Here is a 22,953-nt window from a genome sequence, read left to right as displayed (position 1 = left end):
GATCCAGACGAGAGGGTTGTGCCATGGGGTTCTTCGAACGGTTGTTGATGGGTGGGCGTCATCATGGACAGGGCGGTGGTCATCACGGCGGCGGTCATCACCGCGGTCAGGGCGGCTATCCGCCGGCGCCAGTCGCGGCGGGAATGGCCTGTCGCGCCTGCCGCACCGCGAATGCGGCGACGGCACGATTCTGCCAGGGCTGCGGCGGCGCCCTGGCGCCGCTGCGCTGTATCGCCTGCAGCGCCGATCTCGCGGCGGGCGCGAAGTTCTGCGGCGCCTGCGGTGCGCCGCAGCAGTAGCCTCAGTCGACGGCGAGGATTTCCACCGCAAGGGGGGAGTCCTTCGCCCCGGTCTCGTCGCCCGGGTGCCTGCCGATCAGGCTCTGGCCCAGTGGCGAGCGAGGCGTGATGACCAACACCTCGCGACCTTCGCAATCGATCTTCAGCCCGGCCGCCTCGGGGCCGAGGAACACTGTTCGCCGGCTGCCGTCGGCGTTCAGCAGGGTGACCAGCGCGGTGAGCTGGATGCCCTGTTCCTCGTCGAAATCGCGCAGCACCAGGTTGCGGTACAGGCCCAGCGCCTGGCGGATCTCCTCGACCCGGCGCGACTGCCCGGCGGCCAGGTAGGCCGCTTCCAGGCCGAGGGTGTCGTACTTGTTCTCGGCGACGTTCTCTTCGTGGGTTGCCGTCTCATGGGCGGTCTGCGCGGCGCGGACGGCGACTTCCAGGTCCGCGGCGAGCTTTTCCGTGATCAGGCGCAACAGCTTTTTCTTGTCCATGTCGGGTAGGCGGGGGCTGGCCGGCGAAGGCGTGCATGGTACGGGAAAGACGGCGGATCGCGACAGCTCGGAGCCAGTATGAAAACTCGGAATGACGTGGCGAATAAAGGTCGTTTGTCGCTACCGGGCAAACCGACTAAAACGAGCGGAAACGAACAGCCAGGAGAACCTCACATGATCGACGGATTGCTGCGCAGTCTCGGCCTCGACCCCAATGCTTTTCGCGATGGCGAGCTTGCCGTGCATACCCCCATCGACGGCAGTCGCCTGGCTGCGGTGCGACTGGAGGGGCGCGCCGCCGTTGCCGCCAAGGTCGAGCGCGCCGAACAGGCGTTCCGCGCCTGGCGCCAGGTGCCGGCGCCGCGCCGTGGTGAACTGGTGCGGCTGTTCGGCGAGGAATTGCGTCGGCACAAGGCCGAACTCGGCGAACTGGTGTCCTGGGAGGCGGGCAAGATCACCCAGGAAGGCCTCGGCGAAGTCCAGGAAATGATCGATATCTGCGACTTCGCGGTGGGCCTCTCGCGCCAGTTGTACGGTCTTACCATCGCATCCGAGCGTCCCGGCCACCACATGCGCGAGACCTGGCACCCGCTGGGCGTGGTAGGCGTGATCAGCGCGTTCAACTTCCCAGTCGCGGTGTGGTCGTGGAATACCGCGCTGGCGCTGGTCTGCGGTAATTCCGTGGTCTGGAAGCCTTCGGAGAAGACCCCCCTCACCGCACTGGCCTGCCAGGCACTGTTCGAGCGTGCCGCGCGGGCCTTCGGCGGCGATGCGCCGGCGCACCTGAGCCAATTGCTGATCGGCGACCGCGAGGCCGGCGAAGCGCTGGTGGACGACCGTCGCGTCGCCCTGGTCAGCGCCACCGGCAGCACTCGCATGGGGCGCGAAGTGGCGCCGCGGGTGGCGGCGCGTTTCGCTCGCTGCATCCTCGAACTGGGCGGCAACAACGCGATGATCCTGGCGCCAAGCGCCGACCTCGACCTGGCGGTGCGCGGCATCCTGTTCGGCGCGGTGGGCACCGCCGGGCAGCGCTGCACCACCTTGCGCCGGTTGATTGCCCATGAGTCGGTGAAGGACGAGATAGTCGAGCGCCTCAAGGCAGCCTATTCCAGGGTCCGTATCGGTCATCCGCTGGAGGGCAACCTGGTCGGGCCGCTGATCGACGAACGCAGCTACCTGGCCATGCAGGACGCCCTGGCGCGAGCCCGCGAGCAGGGGGGGCGGGTGTTCGGCGGCGAGCGGCAATTGCAGGAGCGCTATCCGGATGCCTACTACGTGTCGCCGGCCATCGTCGAGATGCCGGGACAGACCGAAGTGGTGCGCACGGAGACCTTCGCACCGATCCTGTACGTGGTCGGCTACCGCGATTTCGACGAGGCCCTGCGCCTGAACAACGAGGTTCCCCAGGGACTGTCGTCGTGCATCTTCACCACCGACCTGCGCGAGGCGGAACTGTTCCAGGGCGCGGCGGGCAGTGACTGCGGGATCGCCAACGTCAACATCGGCACCAGCGGGGCGGAAATCGGCGGGGCGTTCGGCGGCGAGAAAGAGACCGGCGGCGGCCGCGAGTCCGGCTCGGACGCCTGGAAGGCCTACATGCGACGGCAGACCAACACCGTCAACTATTCCCGCGAGCTGCCGCTGGCACAGGGCATCACCTTCGATTGAACGGGGCGCGGCGGGCTCCCGCCGCATGGCAATGAGGCTGGCAGCGGAGTCGCGCATGGGCGGTTTGCAGCAACGGTGTCTGTGGGAAGTGGTTACGCCTCGCCTGTCCGGAGCGGCGAGCCTGAACGGCGAGCAGCGCGCCGACGTATGTGTGATCGGCGCCGGTTTCACCGGGCTTTCGGCGGCGCTCCACCTGCTGGAGGCCGGCCGTTCGGTGTGCGTGCTGGAAGCGTACGAGGTCGGCCACGGCGGGTCGGGACGTAATGTCGGATTGATCAACGCCGGCACCTGGATTCCCCCGGACGAGGTGGTCGCCACCCTCGGCGCCGAGCAGGGAGAAAAGCTCAACGCCGTGCTGGGGCGGGCGCCGGCGCTGGTGATGGAGACCATCGAACGCCTCGGCATCGATTGCCAGTTGCGCCGCGAGGGCACCCTGCACATGTCGCACAACGCCAGCGGCGTGGCCGATCTGCAACGCCGTCACGCGCAGTGGACGCGCCGCGGCGCTCCGCTGGAGTTGCTGACCGGCGCGGCTTGCCACGAGGCCTGCGGCACCCGGCGAATCAGCGCGGCGTTGCTCGACCGACGCGCCGGCACTCTCAATCCCATGGCCTATTCGCGTGGACTGGCTACCGCCGTCGTACAGCGGGGTGGGCAACTGTACCAGCGCTCGCCGGTGCTCGCCCTGGAGCGGCAGGGCGCGCTGTGGGCGGTGCGCAGCGCCGCGGGGGCGGTACTGGCGGAACAGGTGGTGATCGCCTCCAACGCCTATACCGAGGGCGAGTGGACCAACCTGAGGCGGCACTTCTTTCCCGGCTACTACTACCAGGTGGCTTCGGCGCCGCTGCACGGCGCCGCGGCCGAGCGCATCCTGCCTCACGGCCAGGGTTCCTGGGATACCAGGACGGTGCTCAGCAGCATTCGTCGCGATGCCCAGGGTCGCCTGTTGCTGGGAAGCCTCGGCAATGGCGCGAACAAGCCCGCCTGGTTCCTGCGGCAATGGGCCGATCGAATCCAGAGCCATTACTTTCCCGACCTGGGCCAGGTCAACTGGGAGTACAGCTGGACGGGTTGCATCGCCTTCACCCCCGATCATCTGATGCGCCTGTTCGAGCCTGCGGAAGGCTTGCTGGCGGTGACCGGCTACAACGGACGCGGCGTGACCACCGGTACGGTAGTGGGCAAGGCGTTCGCCGACTACTTGCTGAGCGGCGAGCGAGCGACATTGCCGTTGCCGTTCAGTGACATGAAGCCCGTCCCCGCGGCCAGGCTGCGCAGTTGCGCCTACGAGATGGGTTTTTCTCTCTATCACGCCGGTCAATGCTTGCGCGTGGTTCTCTAGGCTCGACCGAATCAAGGTGTGTTTTCAGCAAAATAATGATAGTTTGTTGTAAACACACATGAGGAGGTCGTCATGAGCGCTCTCATCAAGGAACGTCCCAGCGCCGATGCCGTCCTGGCCAAGGCCGTCCTGGCCGCGCGCGAGCAATTGGGGCTGACGCAGCTCGAACTGGCCGGCATCGTCGGCGTCGATCGCAGCGCCATCAGCCGCTGGAAGACCCAGGGCCTGCGGGTGGACAGCAAGACCGGCGAGCTGGCTCTGCTGCTGGTGCGAGTCTATCGCGCACTGTATGCCCTGTTCGGCGGGCAGCAGGAGGACATGCGCCACTTCCTGCGCACTCCCAACCATCACCTGGCGGGCGAGCCGCTGGCACTGATGGGACAGGTGCAGGGCCTGGTTCATGTGCTGGAATACCTCGATGCGATCCGCGGCAAGGTCTGATACCCGGCGCGCCTGTACGGGGGCCTACGCCTGTCACGGAAAAGGCTGGCAGCCAGAGGCGACAAGCCTGGCTGAATGGAGACTGCGGTGCCGCTACGCTGGCATCCGACACCACAGGAAGCGAGGGGCGGAAGGTGAGCGAGATCTGGCGACAGTGCAAGGGTGAGCGGCATATCCGACCGCTCCAGGGGCGCCTGGTGCGGTTGGTGGAGAGCCAGGAGCAGGTGGCGACCCTGCAATTGGTCGACACCCTGGAAGAACAGGCGTTGCTCGAGGAACTGCTCGAGTCGAGCAAGCCGCCGGTGCCGGCGGATGCCGAGCCATTGCATTACCTGTTGAAGACCCCGTTCCGTTATCCGCCCTTGCGCTGGGGGTCGCGGTTTGGCCGTCGCCACGAGCCAAGCCTGTTCTACGCCGCGCTGAAGCTGGAAACGGCCATGGCCGAAAGCGCGTATTACCGTTGCGTCCTGTGGAGTGGCATGGTGGTGCCGCCACCGAGCGGGAGGATTCTGTCCGAGCACGCTTCGTTCGAGGCGGGCTGGAAGGTGGAGCGGGGAATCCGTCTGCAGGCGCCGCCTTTCTCCGATCACGAGGCTGCGCTGACCGACATCGCCGACTACCGCGCTCCCCAGGAACTGGGAAGTGCCATGCGCAGCGCCGGGGTGCAGGCATTCGAATACCGTTCGGCGCGTTGCCCGGAGCGCGGCTGCAATGTCGCCCTGTTCACGCCCGCGGCCTTCACCGAAAAGCGTCCTCGCAACCTGACGCCCTGGCTGTGCGAAACCACGGCCGGTTACGTGGCCTTCAAGCCGGCGCATGTGCCGGGGTCGCCGAAAATCTTCTCCTGGGAGCTGTTCCTGGTGGACGGAAAGTTGCCGCATCCGGCGTGAGTGGAGGGGGCTCGGTTGCCAGCGATCCGGGGGCACCGTCTGAAGGCCGCCACCTGCCTGTTGGGCAGGGCTGGCCTGCATGCCCCGAGGGAAAGAGCGGCTGAGGATTTCGAACGGCATTGCCCTGCAATGGGGCGGCAAGAGGCTTCGGCGAAAATTTGTGCACAAATGGAAAGCAGCTTGTCAAGGGTTGAGAGCGTTAGGCTCTAAACGCTTGATTTTTCATGTTTGAAACGTAACTTATTGAAAAATAACGATAAAAATAGTTGGTGAAAAAATCGTCAATCTGTCCCATAGCCCCACTCCATCGGGGGTTCGGCAGTTTTTTAGGGGCTTTTCCACTGGGTTATCCACAGGATCTGTGGATTTCCCAAGCGCTTGCTCGACAGCACATCGCACGCTCCAAGGCAAGCCCTGTAGCCGCGACAAAAATGCCGTGGAAGCAGAAATGTCCTGGCGGCGAAGGGCGCAGGGCGATGGCTTCCGTTACGGAAGTATCTGAGATGTCCTGCGCATGGGGTACGCACAGCTCGGAAGCGGAGTGCTCGTTCGGCGCGGCGCTATTCGCTCGACGGTCTTTTCCCAAGAACCTAGAATCCGCTGCACGCGCGCCTGCCAGGCGGGTGTTGCGTCGTTTTCCGCTGGAGTGCCCCATGCCCGTCGATCTACCGAACCTGTTGCTTGGCCTGCTGGCTGCCGCGATTCCCCTGGCCGGCCTGGCATGGCAGCTACAGAGAAGGGCCAGCCTGGCGGAGCGCGAGATAGCCTTGCTCGGCGAGCGACTGGCGACCGCGCAACTGGCCCAGGACGGGCTGAATGCGCAGTTGGAGACCAGCAGGGAGGCTTACCAGCAACTCGGCGAGCGCCATGCCAGGCTCGCCGGTGAGGTCGCCGCGCTGCGTCGGGAAGCCGAGTTGATGGGGGAGGAGCGGCAACGGGCGTCCCAGGCGGAGGCACGTTGGGCCAGCGAGCGCCAGGGCCGGGAAGAGGAATTGCGTCGCCTGGCTTCCGAACGGGCTGCGCTGGCTGCGGAACTGCGCGAGCAGCAGGAAAGCCACCAGCAGCGCCTGACCGACCTGCAGTCGGCCCGCGACGAGTTGCGGGCACAGTTCGCCGAACTGGCGGGAAAGATCTTCGACGAGCGCGAACAGCGTTTCGCCGAGACCAGCCAGCAGCGCCTGGGGCAGATGCTCGATCCACTGAAGGAGCGCATCCAGGCGTTCGAGAAGCGGGTGGAGGAAAGCTACCAGCAGGAAGCGCGCGAGCGTTTCTCCCTGAGCAAGGAACTGGAGCGTCTGCAGCAGCTCAACCTGCGCCTGGGCGAGGAAGCGACCAACCTGACCCGCGCGCTCAAGGGCCAGAAGACCCAGGGCAACTGGGGCGAACTGGTGCTGGAGCGGGTGCTCGAGCATGCAGGCCTGGAAAAAGGCCGGGAATACGAGACCCAGGTCAGCCTGAAGGGTGCCGAGGGCGAACGCTTCCAGCCGGACGTGCTGATCCGCCTGCCCGGCGACAAGCAGGTGGTGGTGGATGCCAAGGTCAGTCTCACGGCCTACCAGCAGTACATCGCCGCTGACGACGATCTGCTGCGCCAGCAGGCGCTGAAGCAGCACGTAACGTCGTTGCGCAACCATGTGAAAGGCCTCTCCGGCAAGGACTATCGACGCCTGGAAGGATTGCACAGCCTCGACTTCGTCCTGCTGTTCATGCCGATCGAGGCGGCTTTCTCGACGGCCCTGCAGGCCGAGCCGAACCTGTTCCAGGACGCCTTCGCGCAGAATATCGTGATCGTCAGCCCGACCACCCTGCTGGCCACCCTGCGGGTAATCGACAGCCTCTGGCGCCAGGAGCGGCAGAACCAGAATGCGCGGGAAATCGCCGAACGTGCCGGTTCGCTGTATGACAAGTTCGTGCTCTTCGTCCAGGACCTCGATGAGGTCGGTTCGCGCCTGCAGCAACTGGACAAGGCCTATGCCGCGGCGCGCAACAAGCTCACCGAGGGACGTGGCAACCTGATCAGTCGCAGCGAGCAACTCAAGCTGCTCGGTGCCCGCGCCAGCAAGAGCCTGCCGACGGACTGGCTGGACCGGGCGCTGGTGGCGCCCGTGGAAGAGGCCGGAGAGGAGTGAGATCGGTTCGATCCCGTGCCCGGGCTTTCGAGAAAACGGAGGCTTTCCGGGAGGGGGATAAAAGAAGGGCGTCCGGAAGGACGCCCTGAAGATGATCATGGAGTAAGTCGGCTGTTCAGAGCCACGGCGCGGAGGAAAGTTCCGCGCCGTCCGTTCAGCGAGCGGGAGTGAGCGTCAGCCGCTTGTTGCCGTAAACGCGATCGAGGTTCTGTGGCTGGAACGGGAAGCTGACGTAGCGCCCCTTGAGCCAGGCGTCGATACCGTCGGCGTAGTGCGGGCTGGCCGGATTGCCGGATTGGCCGCTGCTGTTCACGCCGATCATCGGTTCGCTCTGGCCGAAGTCGACGATCAGCCGCATCGCCGGGATCAGCCAAGTGTCGAAGTCCTGGCCCCAGCCGTAGGCCGATACGTCCAGCGTGGTGTGGTCGCCGCCGGCCGGATAGGGCCCGCGATCGAGATAGCCCTTGATCGCGCCGAGTCCGGCGCGCTCGCCGGCCCCCAGGTAGGGGGCCATTTTCGAGCTGTCGCTCTGCCATTCGTAGGTGTGCAGCTTGCCCCATTGCCAGGCCTTGCGCTCGCTCCCCAGTCGCTGTTCGCAGAACTCCACGGCGGCGGCGAGGCTGCGCGCGAGGATTGCCGGCTTGTCCTCCTTCTGCGGAGTGCGGGTATCGTCCCAGAACGGACTGTCGTCGCGCCCGAGCAGGTGGTCGGCTTGCGCCGAGTAGGAGAGGTTGGCGGTCTCGACGAAGGCTTTCCAGGCAGGGCCGTCCTCCGGTCCTAGCTCGTCGAGGAATATCTGCCTGGCGCTCTCGTGGAGGAAGGCGCCGTACAGCGCGGCGTCGCTGGAGCTGGCTGTCAGCTTGCCGTCGAACGCCATCAGCCGGTCGTAGGCCTCCCGCGCCCGGCTGCGTTGCGCCTCCGGCAAGGCGTCGATGGCCTGGCGCAGCGGCAGCGCCATGCCGGGATTGTCGAACATGGCTTGCAGCTTGGCGACGAACAGTGAGGTCTGGTCGTACTGCATGCGGATCATGCTCTGGGTGTCGTGGCTCTTGCTGGCACCGGCGAGCTGGGCGATGCGCTCGGCGCGCTCCGGGTAGTACCAGGAGTTGGACAACTGGGCGCCGTAGCCGGGTTGCACGGTGCGGTGGTTGGCGGTACCCAGCCAGCCCTGCTGCGGGTCCTGGTCGGAGGGGTGGAGGATCGGGTCGGCATAGCCATCCCAGTCGTAGCGGCCGTCCCAGCCAGGGGAGGGCAGCAGGCCGCGACCCTCCTTGCGGTTCGGATAGCGTCCGGTGACCTGCCAGCCGATGTGCTTTTCGTCGGCGAACACGATGTTCAGCGGCATCGCGCGAATCTCGCGGGTGGCGTCGAAGGCCTGCTCGATGGTCTTGGCCCGCGACAGGTCGAAGAAGCCGTCCAGGGTCTTGTCGGCTTCCTGCTGGATGCTCCGGTAGGCCAGTCCGTAGCCGCTCTTCAGCGGCAGCGGCTGGAGGATGTTCTTGCGCTCGCCCAGGGCGCTGTTGAGCAGCGGGCCATGGCGGGTTTCGTGGATGACCTCGCGGATCGGCCGCTGGCCCTTGATGAAGAAGGTTTCCTGGCGTTCGCGGGTTGGCTGCCACTTGCCGTCGGCCAGGTAATAGAGCCGGTTGCCCTGGCGTCGCAACTGTTCCAGGTAGAGATCCTGATTGTCGCCCAGGACCATGGTCATGCCCCAGGCCAGCTTGCCGTTGAAGCCCGCCACCACGCCCGGCAGACCGGCAATGGAAACGCCCGCGGCCTGGTACTTGGGCGAGCGGATCTGCACGTAGTTCCACACCGACGGCATGCTCAGCGGCAGGTGGGTGTCGTTGGCCATCAGGCTCTTGCCGCTGCGGCTGCGTTGCGGCGCGATAGCCCAGTTGTTCGAGGCGGCGACCCCGAGCATGCTCAGCGCTGCGACCTGCCGCGCCGCGCCCTCGACGCCCGCGAGGCCGGGAACCTGCCCGTCCAGGCGCAGGCCCTTGAGCTTTTCCGCCTCGTCGAACGGCAGGTTTTCGTCGGGATAGGTCGGCGTCAGCCAGGCCAGCTTGTCGCTGCCGACCTTCTGCGCGAGCGTCAGCGAGGCGATTTCTTCCTGCAGGTTCACCGCCAGGCCGAAGTTGAGCAGGGCGAAGACCAGCGCCGAGTCCTCGGGCTTCCAGTATTCCGGACGGTAGCCGGACTGGGCCAGGTCCATCGGCAGCTTGTCGCGATAGCGATACAGGTAGGCGTTGACCCCGCGCGCGTAGACCTCGAAGAAGCGTTGCAGGCGCGGCGAGGCGTTCCTGTACTGGATCTCCGCAGCCTGGCGCAGGTTCACGGTACGCATGAAACGGTCGATCTCCAGCGCGCCGGGGCCGACCATCTCGGCCAGCCGTCCCTGGGCCAGCAGGCGCAGGCTGACCATCTGGCTCAGGCGGTCGGAGGCGTGTACGTAGCCCAGGGCGAACAGCGCGTCATGGAAGGTGCCGGTTTCGATCAGTGGCATGCCCAGCGCGTTGCGCCGGATCGATACGTTTTGCGCCAGGCCCTTGATCGGTTGTACGCCGGAGGTCGGCGGCAGGCTGTCGGCGTAGCGATCGTCGAGCCAGGACTGGCAACCGGCCAGGCCCAGGAGGGTGCCGAAGGCCGCGGCGGCGCCGCAACGGGGAAGAAAACGCATGAAGGCTGGCGAGGCCATGGGGTGGGGGCTCCTGCGGGAGTGGTCGCGTCGAGAGGCGCTACGTTAGTGAGGAGCGCAGGGCTGCGCAAGCTCCGCCTGCGGTCGTCCGCGAGGACGTCCGCAGGCCGGCTCGGGACTCGCTACTTCGGCGGATTGATGCGCTCCACCAAAGCATAGGCGCGTTGCGTCGCCGGACGCTGGCGAATGCTCTCGAACCAGCGCTGCAGGTGCGGGAAGTCGGCGAGATCCTGCTCCTGCCACTGGTGCGGGACGATCCACGGATAGATGGCCATGTCGGCGATGCTGTAGTCGTCGCCGGCGACGAAGGCGCGGTCCGCCAGGCGCTGGTCGAGAACGCCGTACAGGCGCGCGGTTTCCTTGACGTACCGGTCGATGGCGTAGGGAATCTTCTCCGGGGCGAAGCGGTTGAAATGGTGGTTCTGCCCGGCCATCGGCCCCAGCCCGCCCATCTGCCAGAACAGCCACTGCAGGGTTTCCTGGCGCGCGCGCAGGTCCTTGGCGAGGAAGCGTCCGGTCTTTTCCGCGAGATAGAGCAGGATGGCGCCGGACTCGAACAGCGACAGGGGAGCGCCGCCGTCGGCCGGTTGGCGATCGACGATGGCGGGAATCTTGTTGTTCGGCGACACCTTCAGGAAATCCGCCTGGAACTGGTCGCCCTGGCTGATGTTGATCGGATGGATGGCGTAGGGCAGGCCGGTTTCTTCCAGGAAAAGAGTAATCTTGTGGCCGTTCGGGGTGGTCCAGTAGTACAGGTCGATCATCGGTGCGTCTCCGGCTCGTCGATGGGCTACGAACGGAAGACTCTACGCCAGGAACGTAGGTTCGATGCAAACCGCTGTCGCGCATGACGCCCCGGCGGGGCTGGTGGCGCGCCAACGAAAAGGCCCGCTGCTCAGCGGGCCTTCGGATGCCGGCGCGTGCGAAGGGTCAGGCGCCGTGGCACTTCTTGAATTTCTTCTCGCTGCCGCAGGGGCAGGGATCGTTGCGGCCTACGGCCTTGAGCGGATTGCGCACCGGCTCGTGGCTGTGGTTGCAGTGCGGACCATGGACATGACCATGGCCATGATCGTGATGATGATCGTGGTCGTGGTTGCAGTTCGGGCCGTGTACGTGGGGTTCCTGACTCATGGTGGACCTATTCTGGGATGAAATCGCCGGGAATTATCTCGCCATTTCGTCTCAGGTGCACGCTGCGGCCGAACATCAGTCCGGTCTTCACTTCGCCCTGCAGGCGGTAGCGGATCGGCTCCTCGGGACGCTCAAGGAGCTTGACGATGTATTTCATGTGGCGCCAGAGATTGGTTCGCACCGGCACGTCGAATACCTCGTGGCCGTGGGCGGGAACCGTGAACCACTGGCCGGACTCGCCTTCTGCGAGCTGGATGTCGTTCAGTTGCACGGTGTACTGCAGGCCGCGTACCGGCAGGCTGAAATCGTTGGGGTTGTCGATGCGGAAGCGCATCACGAACTCCTGTTCCAGCAAGCGTGCCTTGACCACTTCCACCTTCAGCAGCTTGACGTCGGGGTCTTCGAAGCTGCCGGTCATCCAGCTGCAGCCCGAGAGATGGGAGAGAACTCCCCACGCCATTATTAGGCTGATAATTCTTATCATTTGCGCCTGGTAATTCATGCTATTCCCCCCGAGACGCCCCAGTTTAACAAGCAGTGATTGTGCTGCAACTTATTGTTGTATAGAGGAAAGATGTTTCAGGTACAGGCCTGTGTCCATATGTTTCCCATAGCGCAGTCGGGGGAGCATGGAGAAGCGCGTACGCCCGTGCAAGTCTTCCCGTCGGCTGGCGTGACCGGCTCGGCTAACCTGAACGGACCCGCCGGCCGATTTGCCGGACCCAGTCACTCCACGCGTGGCTGTCGATGGGTACAATCGCTCGACGAAACGCCAGGGCCGCCATGCCGAGCGGCCCTTCACTCGGAGAGATGCCAATGAGCCGCTTTGAAATCGCCTTTTCCGGCCAGTTGGTCGCCGGCGCCCGTCCCGAGGTGGTCAAGGCCAACCTGGCCAAGCTGTTCCAGGCCGACGCGCAGCGTATCGAACTGCTGTTCTCCGGCCGCCGGGTGGTGATCAAGAACAACCTCGATGCCGCCTCCGCGGAAAAATACCGCAGCGTGCTGGAGCGAGCGGGAGCGATCGCCGTGGTCGCCGAGATGGAGGTCGAGGAGGTGGTCATGGCGCCGCCGCCTGCGCAGACGACTCCCGTGGAGGCCCCGCAGACCCGCGCCGCTACTGGTACCAGCGCGCCCGCCGGACGCTTGCAGGTAGCGCCGCGGGACGGCTACATGGCGGCGTTCGCCGAGGTCGATGCGCCGGATTTCGGCCTGGCTCCGGTAGGCGCCGACCTACAGGACGCCAAGGCCGAAGCCGAGGCGCCGAAACTCGACCTGAGCCGCTTCAGCGTCGCCCCGGTCGGTAGCGACATGGGCCAGGCACGCTCCGAGCCAGCGGCTCCGGCTCCGGACACCAGCCACCTGCGCCTGCAGGACTGAGGCGGGCAGCGGCCTGCGACAAGCCAGGGCGTGGGGCGGATAACCGCGTCGCGAGGCCGTGGCATCGGGGACAGGCGAGGGGTTGGAGGAACGCGTCGGCCAGGGGGCAGGCGCTTGCTTCAGTGGTCGAAATCGTCCTGGTAGACGAACTTGGGCATTTCCCAGTGGAAGCGGATGGCCAGCAGGCGGAACAGGAAGCCGCTGAACAGGGTGATCAGCATCGCCTGCTCGGAAGGCAGTTCCAGCTCCACGCAGATCAGGTAGCACCAGGCGCTGGCGAAGGACACGCTGGCATAGAGTTCGCGGCGGAATATCAAGGGTACGTCGTTGCACAGGATGTCGCGGAGAATGCCGCCGAACACCCCGGTGATCACCCCGCTGATCGCCGCGATCAGCAGGCTGTGGCCCATTTCCAGGCTGACCTGGCAGCCGATCAGGGTGAAGGCCACCAGGCCAACCGCGTCGAGTACCAGGAACAGCGAGCGCAGGTGGCGCATCAGCGGCGCGATGAACACTGTCACCAGCGCGGCGACTGCGGTCAGCGCCAGGTATTCCGGGTGACGGACCCAGGTCAGCGGGTAATGGCCCAGCAGCATGTCGCGTACCGAGCCGCCGCCCAGGGCGGTGACGCAGGCGATCAGCACCACGCCGAACAGGTCCATGCTGCGCCGGCCGGCCGACAGCGCGCCGGTCATGGCTTCGGCGGTGATGGCGATGATGTAGAGCACGGTCAGCAGCATGGGGATGGGGCCCGGATGAAAAGGCTGCGCATTCTACCCGAGCGCTCGTCAACGCCCAAACCGCGCAGCCTGGCGCAGCATCTCAGGCGTGCATGCGCAACCAGAAGCGTTCCTGGCAGGCGTTGACGAAGTGCTTGTAGCGTGGGCTGATTTCCTGCCCGGCGGAATCCAGCACTTCGTAGCCGATCCAGCATTCCTCGCAGGCCCCGCTGCTCGGCAGGAGGTCGCGCTCGCAGTGCTGGCGCAGGCGCACGCCGTTGTCGAAACGGTAGAGCGCTTCGCAGCTGTGGATCTCGACGCCGTCCTCGCAGCGCTGTTGCTCTTCGACCTGCGCATCGCTTATCGAGACCGGCGAGGGCAGGGCATGGATGGCGCGGATATAGCTGGCGAGCGAATGCATCAGGTGATCCACGGACCGCAGCATTTCTTCAGCTTGCCGCCGGCGCCGCAGGGGCAGGGATCGTTGCGGCCGAGTTTCAGGGCCACGGTCGGATCGAGGAAGTACCAGCGACCGTTGCGCTGGACGAAGCCGGAACATTCGCGATGGGCATGTTCCCCGTCGGCGTCGTGCCAGCGCGCGACGAAGGTGACTCGCGCATGCTCCGGCTGGCCGCCGAGCACCTCGTGGTTTTCCACCTCCAGACCGAGCCAGGTGCTGCCGTGGCTCCAGGCGCGGATGCCGTCGAGATCGAGGCCGGCCTGTTGCGCCGGCAGCGTGGTGTCGCGCAGATAGTCCACCAGTCCGAGGGCGTAGGCGCTGTAGCGCGAGCGCATCAGGGCTTCCGCGGTAGGCGCGGGATGTCCCTGGTGATAGCGGCCGCAGCAATCGTCGAGCGGGTCGCCGCTGCCGCAGGGGCAGGAGGGTTGGGTCATGGTTACCACCAGTACTTGCCGAAGTTTTCCGGGTTGGCCCAGAACTTGGCGTTCAGCCAATCGGGGACCTGCTTGTATTCGTACAGGTCGTAGGTGTACAGGGTCAGCGTCTGGCCTTCGCGCTGGAAGCGTTCGCTGTTCTGCATGGCGAGGGCGAAGAAGTCGGTTTCCTGCCAGTCGCTGGCCTCGAGGTCGACCAGTACGGCGACCCGGCTGGCGTTCAGGTTGCGCACGCCCGCGAGCAACTGCAGACCGGTGCGCTGCGGCAGGTGTTCCAGGCAATCGACGAACAGCGCCAGGTCGAAGCGCTGGCCGGCCAGTTCGGCGGGCAATGCCGCCGCCGGGCTGTGCGCCAGTTGGCACTGGGGATGGTTGTGGATGAAGGCCTCCACCGCCGGCAGCCGGCTGGCGCCGACCAGCAGCAAGCGCTTCGGCGCGTAGCGGGCGAGCAACGCGGCCAGGGCCTGCTGCGGGGTGCGGGGAGAAATCGGTTCGCTCATGGGAAAACACTCTCCTGGGATTCGCCAAGACTAGCCTGAAGCGCCTGCATGGCCTAGTGCTGGCGCTTTTTTCGGCTGGGGTCTTTACTCCCTATTTGTCGGTTACAACCGATCCACGAGGAGAGTTCCAATGAGCATCACGAGGACCGCTTTACCCCTGATTCTGGTCAGCGGCTTGCTGACCGGTTGCGCAGGGTTGCAGAAAAGCGACTGGCCGACCTGTGCGGCGGTCGGTGGTGTTACCGGCGCCGGCCTGGGCGCGATCGAAAGCAGCAGCTGGGCCGGCTGGGGCGCCCTGATCGGCGGTGGCGTCGGTGCCGCCTATTGCTGGGTGCACGGTGCCGGCGAACAGGTCGCGCCGCCGCCTCCGCAGCCGGTCGAGGAAGTCGCGCCGCCGCCTCCCGTCGTCAAGGAAGAAACCATTGTCGTGCGCGACCTGCACTTCGCCTTCGATTCGTCGAAGGTGGACGCCGCCGACAGCGAGAAGCTCAACGGCATCGCCGAACGCCTGAAAGGCGAGGCGGCCAGTACGCGCCTGAGTATCACCGGGCATACCGACAGCGTCGGTTCCGATGCCTACAACCAGAAGCTGTCGGAACGGCGCGCGAATGCCGTTGCGAACTATCTGATCGATGCCGGGGTGCCTTCGAGCATCATCGTCGGCGTGCAGGGATTGGGCGAAAGCCAGCCGGTCGCCGACAACAAGACTCGCGAAGGGCGGGCCGAGAATCGCCGGGTGGAAATCCTCATCAAGCGCGAATGACGCAGGCGGCGCGGAGCAGAACGGGGGCGTCGAAGCCCCCGTTTTCGTTCATGGCTGGCGCCGCGGCGGGCTGGCGAGTATGTTCCCCCGCACACGATGTCTTGGGGGGAGTTCCATGAAAGCGTTTCTCGGGCTGGGCAAGCTCGTGACCCTGGTGTTCTGGGGCGCGGTGCTGGTCAATCTGCTGCATCCGTTCGCCTATCCGCTGAACTGGCTGTTGTCGATAGCCGGCGGCCTGATCCTGTTGATCCACCTGATCGAGATTCTCGTCCTCGGAGGACGCCTGAAAGCGCGCGCGCATCCCTGGCTGGATCGTCTCCAGGTCTTGCTGTTCGGGGTCTTCCACATGCTTGCGTTGCCGGCGTTGAGCCCGGCCAGCGAGTTACCGCAGGACAAGGAGGACGATCATGCGTAAGGCCATGCTCGGATTGTTCCTGGTCGTTCCCCTGGCCTGGGCTGGCGCCGTGTTTTCGGCCGAGGCGCCGCCGGCACGCCAGCAGGGTATCGGCGGAACCGTGAAGGTGCAGGCGAACTCGGTGATGCGCCTGCCCAAGCGGGCCCAGGAGCTGCGCCTGCGCAGAGTGGAGATCGGCGAGGATGCCGCCCTGCTGATTCCGCTGGAGGTCAGCGTCCTGCGCATCGAGGAACTGCACATGGCGAAGAACGCCCGGATCGGCGTGGCGCCAGGCGAGGAGCGAATCAGCATCGAAGTCGTCAGCGGCCGCCTGGCCGATGGCAGCATCATTTCCGCGCCCGGCGCGACCGGCACCTTCCGGCAAAGCGCCGGTAACGGCCGCGACCTGACCTTGCGCCTGCAGGCGGTGGAGGTGGAAAGCCTGCTGCTGGACGCCCGCGGTGGCGTCGGCGCTCCAGGCTACGATGGCCTGGACGGGGCTTCCGGCAAGGCCTCCGGCTGCCTCTGGGGCAGCGCGCTGAAAGGTGGCGACGGCCAATCCGGAAGCGACGGCGGTCCGGGCGGGGCGGGCGGTCGGATTCGTCTGGAAGTGCCGGGCGATTTTCCTCTGGAGCGCTTGCAAACCCGTCTGCAAGGCGGCGTCGGCGGCGCTGGAGGCAAGGCCGGCAAACCGGGTGCGGCGGATAACGCCACCGGTTGCTGGATCTACTCGGTGGATGCCGGTCGTGCGGGGCGCAGCGGAGAGGACGGCGCGAACGGCACCAACGGCAGCGACGGCAGCCTGGACGTCGTGCGCTTCTGAGGAGAGGCCGGCAGCACGGCTTCCGGCGCATCGCCGGTTCAGAGGCTCGGGCGTGCCGCTACCAGGGCTATCAGCAACAGGCCGAGGAGCAGGTTGAAGCCGACGGTGCGGCGGATCTTCCCCAGCGCCTGCCCGCCTGCCGGCCAGTCCTGGGCCTGCACCGCGCGGCGCAGTTCCGGCACTTGCAGCGCCTGCACCCGCAGGAACAGTGCCAGCATGGCGACGTAGAGCCCCATCATTACCTGTACGTAGCGCGGCGCGCCGGCGAAACCGTTGAAGCTCAGGTGCAGCATGCCGACGCCGCTGATCGGCAGCAGGATCACCGCCGCCCAGACCCAATGGAAGAAACGGCGGAACACCTCCAGCCACAGGCCCAGGCGGGCTGGGGCCTCCAGCGCGGCGACGGCCGCCGGACGAAGTATCGTCCAGGCGAAGAACATGCCTCCGACCCAGACCAGGGCGGCCAGGACATGCAGGGCGTAGACGAGGGCGTAGGGGGTCATTCGGCGATCTCCGCTGGCGGTTGTGACGAAGCGCGTTATCATAGCCGCCCTGTCGAACCACTGAAAATTTATCCAGCTATGGCGCGCCGGCGGATTCGCCTTCCGCTGCGCGCCGGGCCCAGGAATTCCATGCTCAGCGCCGAACTCAAGTCCCAGATCCAGGGTGCCTACACCCGCTTTCTCGAAGCCAAGGAGCTGAAGCCTCGCTATGGCCAGCGCCTGATGATCGCCGAAGTGGCCAAGGCCCTCGGCGTGATCAAGGAGGACGAGGAGGGGCACCGCGAGGGCGAGCCGGCGGTGGTCGCGGTGGAGGCCGGAACCGGTACCGGCAAGACCGTGGCCTACAGCCTGGCGGCGATCGCCTGCGCCAAGGCCAGTGGCAAGCGCCTGGTGATAGCCACCGCGACCGTCGCCCTGCAGGAGCAGATCGTCCACAAGGATCTTCCCGACCTGCTGCGCAACAGCGGGCTGGCCTTCAGCTTCGCCCTGGCCAAGGGCCGCGGGCGCTACCTGTGCCTGTCCAAGCTCGACGTGCTGCTGCAGGAAGGCCAGGCGCAGAGCGCGACGGCGCAACTGTTCGCCGACGACGGTTTCAACATCGATGTCGACGAGACCAGCAGCAAGCTGTTCAACCAGATGATCGAACGCCTGGCCGGCAACCGCTGGGACGGCGACCGCGACAGCTGGCCGGAGGCGATCGACGACGCGCATTGGGCGCAGCTCACCACCGATCACAGCCAGTGCACCAACCGACATTGCCCGAACTTCCAGCAGTGCGCCTTCTACAAGGCGCGCGAAGGGATGACCAAGGTCGACGTGATCGTCACCAACCACGACCTGGTCCTGGCTGACCTGGCCCTGGGCGGCGGCGCCATCCTGCCCGATCCGCGCGAGACCCTCTACGTGTTCGACGAGGGCCATCACCTGCCGGACAAGGCGATTGGCCATTTCGCCCATTTCACCCGCCTGCGCGCTACCGCCGACTGGCTGGAGCAGGTCGCCAAGAACCTCACCAAGCTGCTCGCCCAGCACCCGCTGCCGGGCGACCTCGGCCGCCTGATCGAACAGGTGCCGGAGCTGGCCCGGGAGATCAAGACCCAGCAGCAGTTCATGTTCACCGCCTGCGAAGAGATCGGCGATTTCCGCGCCGGCGAGGACATGGAGGGTCGCGAGCGGCCGCGTCACCGTTTCGTCGGCGGGGTGGTCCCCGAGCATATCCGCGAGATGGGCATCGAGCTGAAGAAAGGCTTCTCCAAGCTGACCGACCTGTTCACCCGCCTCACCGATATCCTCAAGGAGGCGATGGACGGCGAAGGCGCCGGCGGCATCGCCAGCCACCAGGCGGAGGAGTGGTACCCGCTGTTCGGTAGTCTTTTGGCGCGCGCCCAGGGCAACTGGGAACTGTGGACCGCCTTCACCTGCGAGGACCCGCAGGACAGCCCGCCGATGGCGCGCTGGCTGACCCTCGCCGAGAGCGGCAGCTTCTACGACATCGAAGCCAACGCCAGCCCGATCCTCGCCGCCGAGACCCTGCGCCGCAACCTGTGGAACGTCGCCTATGGCGTGCTGGTGACCTCGGCGACCCTGACCGCGTTGGGCACCTTCGACCGCTACCGCATGCGCGCGGGCCTGCCGCGCAACGCGGTCACCGCGGTGGTGCCGAGCCCCTTCCACCATGCCGAGGCCGGGGTATTGCGGGTCCCCGACCTCAAGGCGGATCCGCGCAACGCCGCCGAGCACACCGCGGCGATCATTCGCGAGCTGCCGGAACTGGTGAAGGGCGCGCGCGGCAGCCTGGTGCTGTTCTCCTCGCGCAAGCAGATGCAGGAAGTCTTCGACGGTCTCGACCGCGACTGGCGCAAGCGGGTGTTCATCCAGGGCAACCTGTCCAAGCAGGAAACCCTGAACAAGCACAAGTCGCGAGTCGACGACGGCGAGGACAGCGTGCTCTTCGGCCTCGCCAGCTTCGCCGAAGGCGTGGACCTGCCGGGGGCCTATTGCGAACACGTGGTGATCGCCAAGATTCCCTTCGCGGTACCCGACGACCCGGTGGAGGCGGCGCTGGCCGAGTGGATCGAGGCGCGCGGCGGCAATCCGTTCATGGAGATCGCCGTGCCAGACGCCTCGCTGCGGTTGGTCCAGGCCTGCGGGCGGCTGCTGCGCACCGAGCAGGACCGCGGCACCATCACCCTGCTGGATCGCCGCGTGGTCACCCAGCGCTACGGCAAGGCTATCCTCAATGCATTGCCGCCGTTCCGCCGGGAAATCGCCTGACGCGCTGATCTGCGCGGAGGGCGCCAGCCTTCACGTCCGAGCCGCATCGGGAAATTCCCGGCATTTGTCCATGCCGGGATGGAGTTAAGGAAAACAGGCTTCATGATCCGTTCGCGTTGGCATCTTCCCCTGCTTCTCGGCCTGCTCGCGGTGGCCGCGCCGCTGGCGGCGAACGACACCCAGCAGGTGCTGTTCAACTTCGTCAAGCCAATGGCCGTGGTCGGCATCACCCTGGAGGATGCCGACCTGCCCAGCGTGACGGCGGAGGCCACCCCGGAGGGCGACATTCTCCGTCGCGTCACCTTCAGCCCGGCGCAACGGCCCACCTTGCGCATGAGTCCGGCGCAGGGCCGTTGGGACTGGTCCGCAGCGGACTACGTGAGCCTGCGCATCCAGAACGCGATGAGCTGGGACATGACCCTGGAGGTCGCGATCGAGGGCGAGCAGGGCGCGCCGGGGTTGCAGGCATCCATCGAGCTTCCGGCAGGCCCGCCGCAGACCCTGCTGGTGCCGTTGCGGGCGGTTTCGCCAGAGGCTCTGGGCATGCGTGCGGGGCCGCCGATGCCGCAGATGGTCGAAGGCCAGCGGGTGCTGCTGGCGCCACGCGTGGAGGGCTCGCTGGACCGCGCCAGGGTCGGGGCGCTGAGCCTGTCCCTGCGCTCGCCGCAAGCTCCCCAGAGCATCCTGCTCGGACGTTTCGGCATACGCGCAGGGAGAGCGGTGGAGCGGAGCATCCTGACCGGCCTGATCGATCGCTATGGCCAGTACAGCCGCGCCGACTGGCCGGAAAAGATTCGTTCCGACGAACAGTTGCGCAGCGCCTATGCGGCCGAGGCCGCACAGCTCCGCGACTGGGAACGGCAGACACCGGCGCGCGACCGTTTCGGCGGCCTGCTGGGTGGGCCGGTGTTCGAAGCCAGCGGTTTCTTCCGCACGGAAAAACGTGGCGGGCGCTGGTGGCTGGTTACTCCGGAAGGACATCCGTTCTGGTCGCTGGGCGTTAATGCGGTGACCGCCGACGGCAGCCGGACCTACGTCGAAGGACGCGAGCCGATGTTCGCCGAACTGCCGGCGGAGGGTGAGCCGCTGGCCGCATTCTTCGGTGAGGGCGACGACCGCCGCGGCGTCGCCGCGCAGGCCGGGCGGCGCTTCGGGCATGGTCGCTGGTTCGATTTCCTCGGTGCCAATCGCCAGCGCATCGCTCCCCAGGCGAGTGCCGACCAGCTCGCCGGCGAATGGCGCCAGCGCACCCTGGAGCGCCTCTCGGCATGGGGTTTCAACAGCCTCGGCAACTGGAGCGATCCGGCGCTCGCCGCACAGACGCGGATGCCCTACAGCCTGCCGCTGTCGATCGCCGGCGACTACGCCACGGTCAGCAGCGGTTTCGACTGGTGGGGAGCCATGCCCGATCCCTTCGACCCGCGCTTCGCCATGGCCGCCGAGCGCGTCATCGCCATCGCTGCTCGCGACCACCGCGACGATCCCTGGCTGCTCGGCTACTACGCCGACAACGAACTGGCCTGGGCCGGGCGCGACGGCTCGGCCCAGGCGCGCTACGGCCTCGCTTTCGGAGCCTTGACGCTGTCCATGGACAGTCCGGCGAAGCGCGCCTTCGTCAAGCAATTGAAAGCCAAGTACCTGGGCCATGAGGCATTGGCCGAGGCCTGGGGCATCGAGCTGGCCGCCTGGGAGGCCCTGGAGGCGCCGGGCTACGCGGCTCCGCTGCCGGGCGAGGGGCATCCGGCCATCGCCGAGGACTACAGCGCCTTCCTCCGGCTGTATGCCGACGCTTACTTCAAGACCCTGCGCGACGCCCTGCAATGGCACGCACCGAACCACCTCCTGCTCGGCGGCCGCTTCGCCGTCAGCACTCCCGAGGCGATCACCTCCTGCGCCCGGTATTGCGACCTCCTCAGTTTCAACCTCTATACGCCGTTGCCCGGGCAGGGCCTGGACGACTCCCTGCTGGCGCGGCTGGACAAGCCGGTGCTGATCAGCGAGTTCCACTTCGGCTCGCGGGATCGCGGTCCGTTCTGGGGTGGTGTCAGCGAGGCGGCCAATGAGCGGGCGCGCGGCGACTCCTACCGAACGTTCCTGGAGGCGGCGCTGAAGAGTCCGTATATCGTCGGCGCCCACTGGTTCCAGTACCTCGACCAACCGGCCAGCGGGCGTCTGCTGGACGGCGAGAACGGCCATATAGGCCTGGTCGGGATCACGGGCTTGCCGTTCGCCGGCTTCGTCGACACGGTGCGCCGAAGCAACCTTGCCGTCCTGTCGCGACTGTCGGCGATGGCCAGGTCCATGCCTGCCGTCGAGCCTCTGCCGCCGCGCGAGGATTCAGCCGGTTCATGAGCGCGCATTCACCGCCGCCCGCTTGCGGCGAACCCCTCTTATGTCAGGGTTCACAAGGCCGCCGAGGGCTGGAAGAATGCCCCGACCACTTTCCCACCGGAACTTGCCCATGACGCCCCAAGGCCACTGTGACAGCCGTTTCGCCCCGCTTGCCGAGGCCTTCGCCCGGCTTTTCGACAATCCGCAGGAGCGCGGCGCGGCGTTGTGCCTGGAGGTCGGTGGCGAGACGGTGGTCGACCTCTGGGGCGGCGTCGCGGACAAGGACGGCGAGCAGCCCTGGCAGCGCGACACCATCCTCAATCTGTTCTCCTGCACCAAGACCTTCACCGCCGTTGCCGTGCTGCAACTGGTGGCCGAGGGCAAGCTCGAACTGGACGCGCCGGTGGCACGCTACTGGCCCGAGTTCGCCGCGGCCGGCAAGGCAGCGATCAGCGTGCGCCAGTTGCTCTGCCATCGCGCCGGCCTGCCGGCGCTGCGCGAGCAGATGCCGCCCGAGGCACTCTACGACTGGCAGGCGATGACCACGGCACTGGCCGCCGAGGAGCCCTGGTGGACGCCTGGTGAAGCGCACGGCTATGCACCGATTACCTATGGCTGGCTGCTCGGCGAGGTGATCCGCCGGGTCGACGGCCGCGAGCCGGGCGAGGCCATCGTGGCGCGCACCGCGGCACCGCTGGGCCTGGATTTCCATGTCGGCCTGGACGACAGCCAGTTCGGCCGCGTCGCCCACATGGCACGGAGCAAGGGCAGCCTCGGCGACGCTGCCGCCCAGCGCATGCTGAAGACCATGATGAGCGAGCCATTGGCGCTGACCACCCGTGCCTTCACCAATCCGCCGTCGATCCTCACCAGCACCAACAAGCCGGAATGGCGACGCATGCAGCAGCCGGCCGCCAATGGCCATGGCAACGCGCGCGCGCTCGCCGGCTTCTATAGCGGCCTGTTGCGGGGACGTTTGCTGGAAGATGAACTGCTGGGCCAGTTGGCCCACGAACACGCGGTAGGCGAGGATCGGACCTTGCTGACCCGGACCCGCTTCGGCCTCGGCACCATGCTCGACCAACCGGGCGTGGCCAATGCGACCTACGGACTCGGCCCCAAGGCCTTCGGCCACCCTGGGGCGGGTGGCTCGATCGGCTTCGCCGATCCCGAGCGCGACCTGGCTTTTTCCTTTGTCAGCAACGCCTTGGGGCCGTATGTGCTGATGGATCCGCGGGCGCAGCAGCTGGCGCGTGTCGCGGGGGAGTGTCTGTAATCCGTTGGTTAACTTTTAACCG

General features: G+C 66.5%; 23 protein-coding genes. 13 read left to right on the top strand and 10 right to left on the bottom strand.

Features of this window, described 5'->3' with window-relative positions:
• Positions 1-23: 23 nt before the first annotated feature.
• A complete protein-coding gene (locus ACI766_RS20705; RefSeq protein WP_010792073.1) occupies positions 24-299 on the top strand; it encodes a zinc ribbon domain-containing protein in 276 nt (91 codons plus the stop codon).
• Positions 300-301: 2 nt separating this feature from the next.
• Here the strand turns inward: ACI766_RS20705 and ACI766_RS20700 are convergent, their stop codons facing one another.
• Positions 302-778 (bottom strand): hypothetical protein, encoded by a 477-nt coding sequence (locus ACI766_RS20700; RefSeq protein ID WP_003112531.1) that lies wholly within the window; start codon positions 776-778, stop codon positions 302-304.
• 174 nt (positions 779-952) lie between these two features.
• On the opposite strand from ACI766_RS20700, the gene ACI766_RS20695 reads away from it, so the two are divergent.
• The 5 genes from ACI766_RS20695 to rmuC all read left to right on the top strand — a co-directional run bounded on the left by ACI766_RS20695 (position 953) and on the right by rmuC (position 7,248).
• Positions 953-2,446, top strand: a complete 1,494-nt coding sequence (locus ACI766_RS20695; protein ID WP_003086325.1) for an aldehyde dehydrogenase family protein — start codon at positions 953-955, stop codon at positions 2,444-2,446.
• Positions 2,447-2,501: 55 nt separating this feature from the next.
• A complete protein-coding gene (locus ACI766_RS20690; RefSeq protein ID WP_003163134.1) occupies positions 2,502-3,788 on the top strand; it encodes an NAD(P)/FAD-dependent oxidoreductase in 1,287 nt (428 codons plus the stop codon).
• 72 nt (positions 3,789-3,860) lie between these two features.
• Positions 3,861-4,229, top strand: a complete 369-nt coding sequence (locus tag ACI766_RS20685; RefSeq protein ID WP_003086329.1) for an antitoxin Xre/MbcA/ParS toxin-binding domain-containing protein — start codon at positions 3,861-3,863, stop codon at positions 4,227-4,229.
• A 134-nt stretch (positions 4,230-4,363) separates the two neighbouring features.
• On the top strand, positions 4,364-5,119 hold the full coding sequence (locus ACI766_RS20680) for an RES family NAD+ phosphorylase (protein WP_003112528.1): 756 nt from the start codon (positions 4,364-4,366) through the stop codon (positions 5,117-5,119).
• 767 nt (positions 5,120-5,886) lie between these two features.
• Positions 5,887-7,248, top strand: coding sequence for a DNA recombination protein RmuC (gene rmuC / locus ACI766_RS20675; protein ID WP_073647918.1), 1,362 nt, complete (start codon positions 5,887-5,889; stop codon positions 7,246-7,248).
• A 154-nt stretch (positions 7,249-7,402) separates the two neighbouring features.
• Here rmuC and quiP read toward each other — a convergent pair whose 3' ends face one another.
• From quiP to ACI766_RS20655, 4 genes are all read right to left on the bottom strand, one after another.
• A complete protein-coding gene (quiP, locus tag ACI766_RS20670; RefSeq protein ID WP_003112526.1) occupies positions 7,403-9,946 on the bottom strand; it encodes an acyl-homoserine-lactone acylase QuiP in 2,544 nt (847 codons plus the stop codon).
• A 122-nt stretch (positions 9,947-10,068) separates the two neighbouring features.
• Positions 10,069-10,710 carry a glutathione binding-like protein gene (locus tag ACI766_RS20665; protein ID WP_003112525.1) on the bottom strand — a complete coding sequence of 214 codons (642 nt, stop codon included), beginning with the start codon at positions 10,708-10,710 and terminating at the stop codon, positions 10,069-10,071.
• A 166-nt stretch (positions 10,711-10,876) separates the two neighbouring features.
• Entirely contained in the window at positions 10,877-11,077 is a 201-nt protein-coding gene (locus ACI766_RS20660; protein WP_003081984.1) for an SEC-C metal-binding domain-containing protein, read from the bottom strand.
• 7 nt (positions 11,078-11,084) lie between these two features.
• The gene (locus tag ACI766_RS20655) at positions 11,085-11,579 is read right to left on the bottom strand and encodes an LEA type 2 family protein (RefSeq protein ID WP_023086511.1); all 495 of its coding nucleotides are present in this window, start codon (positions 11,577-11,579) and stop codon (positions 11,085-11,087) included.
• A gap of 314 nt (positions 11,580-11,893) precedes the next feature.
• Between ACI766_RS20655 and ACI766_RS20650 the strand changes: the two genes are divergently transcribed.
• Positions 11,894-12,454 carry a hypothetical protein gene (locus tag ACI766_RS20650; RefSeq protein ID WP_003081987.1) on the top strand — a complete coding sequence of 187 codons (561 nt, stop codon included), beginning with the start codon at positions 11,894-11,896 and terminating at the stop codon, positions 12,452-12,454.
• Positions 12,455-12,573: 119 nt separating this feature from the next.
• On the opposite strand, the gene ACI766_RS20645 is transcribed toward ACI766_RS20650, so the two are convergent.
• The 4 genes from ACI766_RS20645 to ACI766_RS20630 form a co-directional block, all read right to left on the bottom strand.
• Complete coding sequence (locus ACI766_RS20645; protein ID WP_003081997.1) at positions 12,574-13,194, bottom strand: trimeric intracellular cation channel family protein; 621 nt, start codon at positions 13,192-13,194, stop codon at positions 12,574-12,576.
• 82 nt (positions 13,195-13,276) lie between these two features.
• The gene (locus ACI766_RS20640; protein WP_003082000.1) at positions 13,277-13,594 is read right to left on the bottom strand and encodes a hypothetical protein; all 318 of its coding nucleotides are present in this window, start codon (positions 13,592-13,594) and stop codon (positions 13,277-13,279) included.
• Complete coding sequence (locus ACI766_RS20635; RefSeq protein WP_003082003.1) at positions 13,594-14,067, bottom strand: YchJ family protein; 474 nt, start codon at positions 14,065-14,067, stop codon at positions 13,594-13,596. Before ACI766_RS20635 ends, ACI766_RS20640 begins: the two co-directional genes overlap by 1 nt.
• A 2-nt stretch (positions 14,068-14,069) precedes the next feature.
• The gene (locus ACI766_RS20630; protein ID WP_003086343.1) at positions 14,070-14,567 is read right to left on the bottom strand and encodes a DUF6231 family protein; all 498 of its coding nucleotides are present in this window, start codon (positions 14,565-14,567) and stop codon (positions 14,070-14,072) included.
• Between the two features lie 130 nt (positions 14,568-14,697).
• On the opposite strand from ACI766_RS20630, the gene ACI766_RS20625 reads away from it, so the two are divergent.
• The 3 genes from ACI766_RS20625 (at position 14,698) to ACI766_RS20615 (ending at position 16,547) form a co-directional block, all read left to right on the top strand.
• On the top strand, positions 14,698-15,330 hold the full coding sequence (locus tag ACI766_RS20625; protein ID WP_003082015.1) for an OmpA family protein: 633 nt from the start codon (positions 14,698-14,700) through the stop codon (positions 15,328-15,330).
• A 115-nt stretch (positions 15,331-15,445) separates the two neighbouring features.
• Entirely contained in the window at positions 15,446-15,745 is a 300-nt protein-coding gene (locus tag ACI766_RS20620) for a DUF1145 domain-containing protein (RefSeq protein ID WP_003082018.1), read from the top strand.
• Complete coding sequence (locus ACI766_RS20615; protein ID WP_003112523.1) at positions 15,738-16,547, top strand: hypothetical protein; 810 nt, start codon at positions 15,738-15,740, stop codon at positions 16,545-16,547. The genes ACI766_RS20620 and ACI766_RS20615 overlap by 8 nt, the downstream gene beginning before the upstream one ends.
• A gap of 38 nt (positions 16,548-16,585) precedes the next feature.
• On the opposite strand, the gene ACI766_RS20610 is transcribed toward ACI766_RS20615, so the two are convergent.
• Positions 16,586-17,050 (bottom strand): CopD family protein, encoded by a 465-nt coding sequence (locus ACI766_RS20610; protein ID WP_003082024.1) that lies wholly within the window; start codon positions 17,048-17,050, stop codon positions 16,586-16,588.
• Between the two features lie 129 nt (positions 17,051-17,179).
• On the opposite strand from ACI766_RS20610, the gene dinG reads away from it, so the two are divergent.
• The 3 genes from dinG to ACI766_RS20595 all read left to right on the top strand — a co-directional run bounded on the left by dinG (position 17,180) and on the right by ACI766_RS20595 (position 22,931).
• Positions 17,180-19,324, top strand: a complete 2,145-nt coding sequence (dinG, locus tag ACI766_RS20605) for an ATP-dependent DNA helicase DinG (RefSeq protein ID WP_023087684.1) — start codon at positions 17,180-17,182, stop codon at positions 19,322-19,324.
• Positions 19,325-19,402: 78 nt separating this feature from the next.
• Positions 19,403-21,676, top strand: a complete 2,274-nt coding sequence (locus ACI766_RS20600; protein ID WP_073647913.1) for a beta-agarase — start codon at positions 19,403-19,405, stop codon at positions 21,674-21,676.
• Between the two features lie 109 nt (positions 21,677-21,785).
• Positions 21,786-22,931 carry an EstA family serine hydrolase gene (locus tag ACI766_RS20595; protein ID WP_014603184.1) on the top strand — a complete coding sequence of 382 codons (1,146 nt, stop codon included), beginning with the start codon at positions 21,786-21,788 and terminating at the stop codon, positions 22,929-22,931.
• Positions 22,932-22,953: the final 22 nt, after the last annotated feature.

It is taken from the genome of Pseudomonas sp. DL, assembly GCF_047199225.1.
Lineage (GTDB): Bacteria > Pseudomonadota > Gammaproteobacteria > Pseudomonadales > Pseudomonadaceae > Pseudomonas > Pseudomonas aeruginosa.
This window is presented reverse-complemented; position numbering and strand designations above follow the sequence as displayed.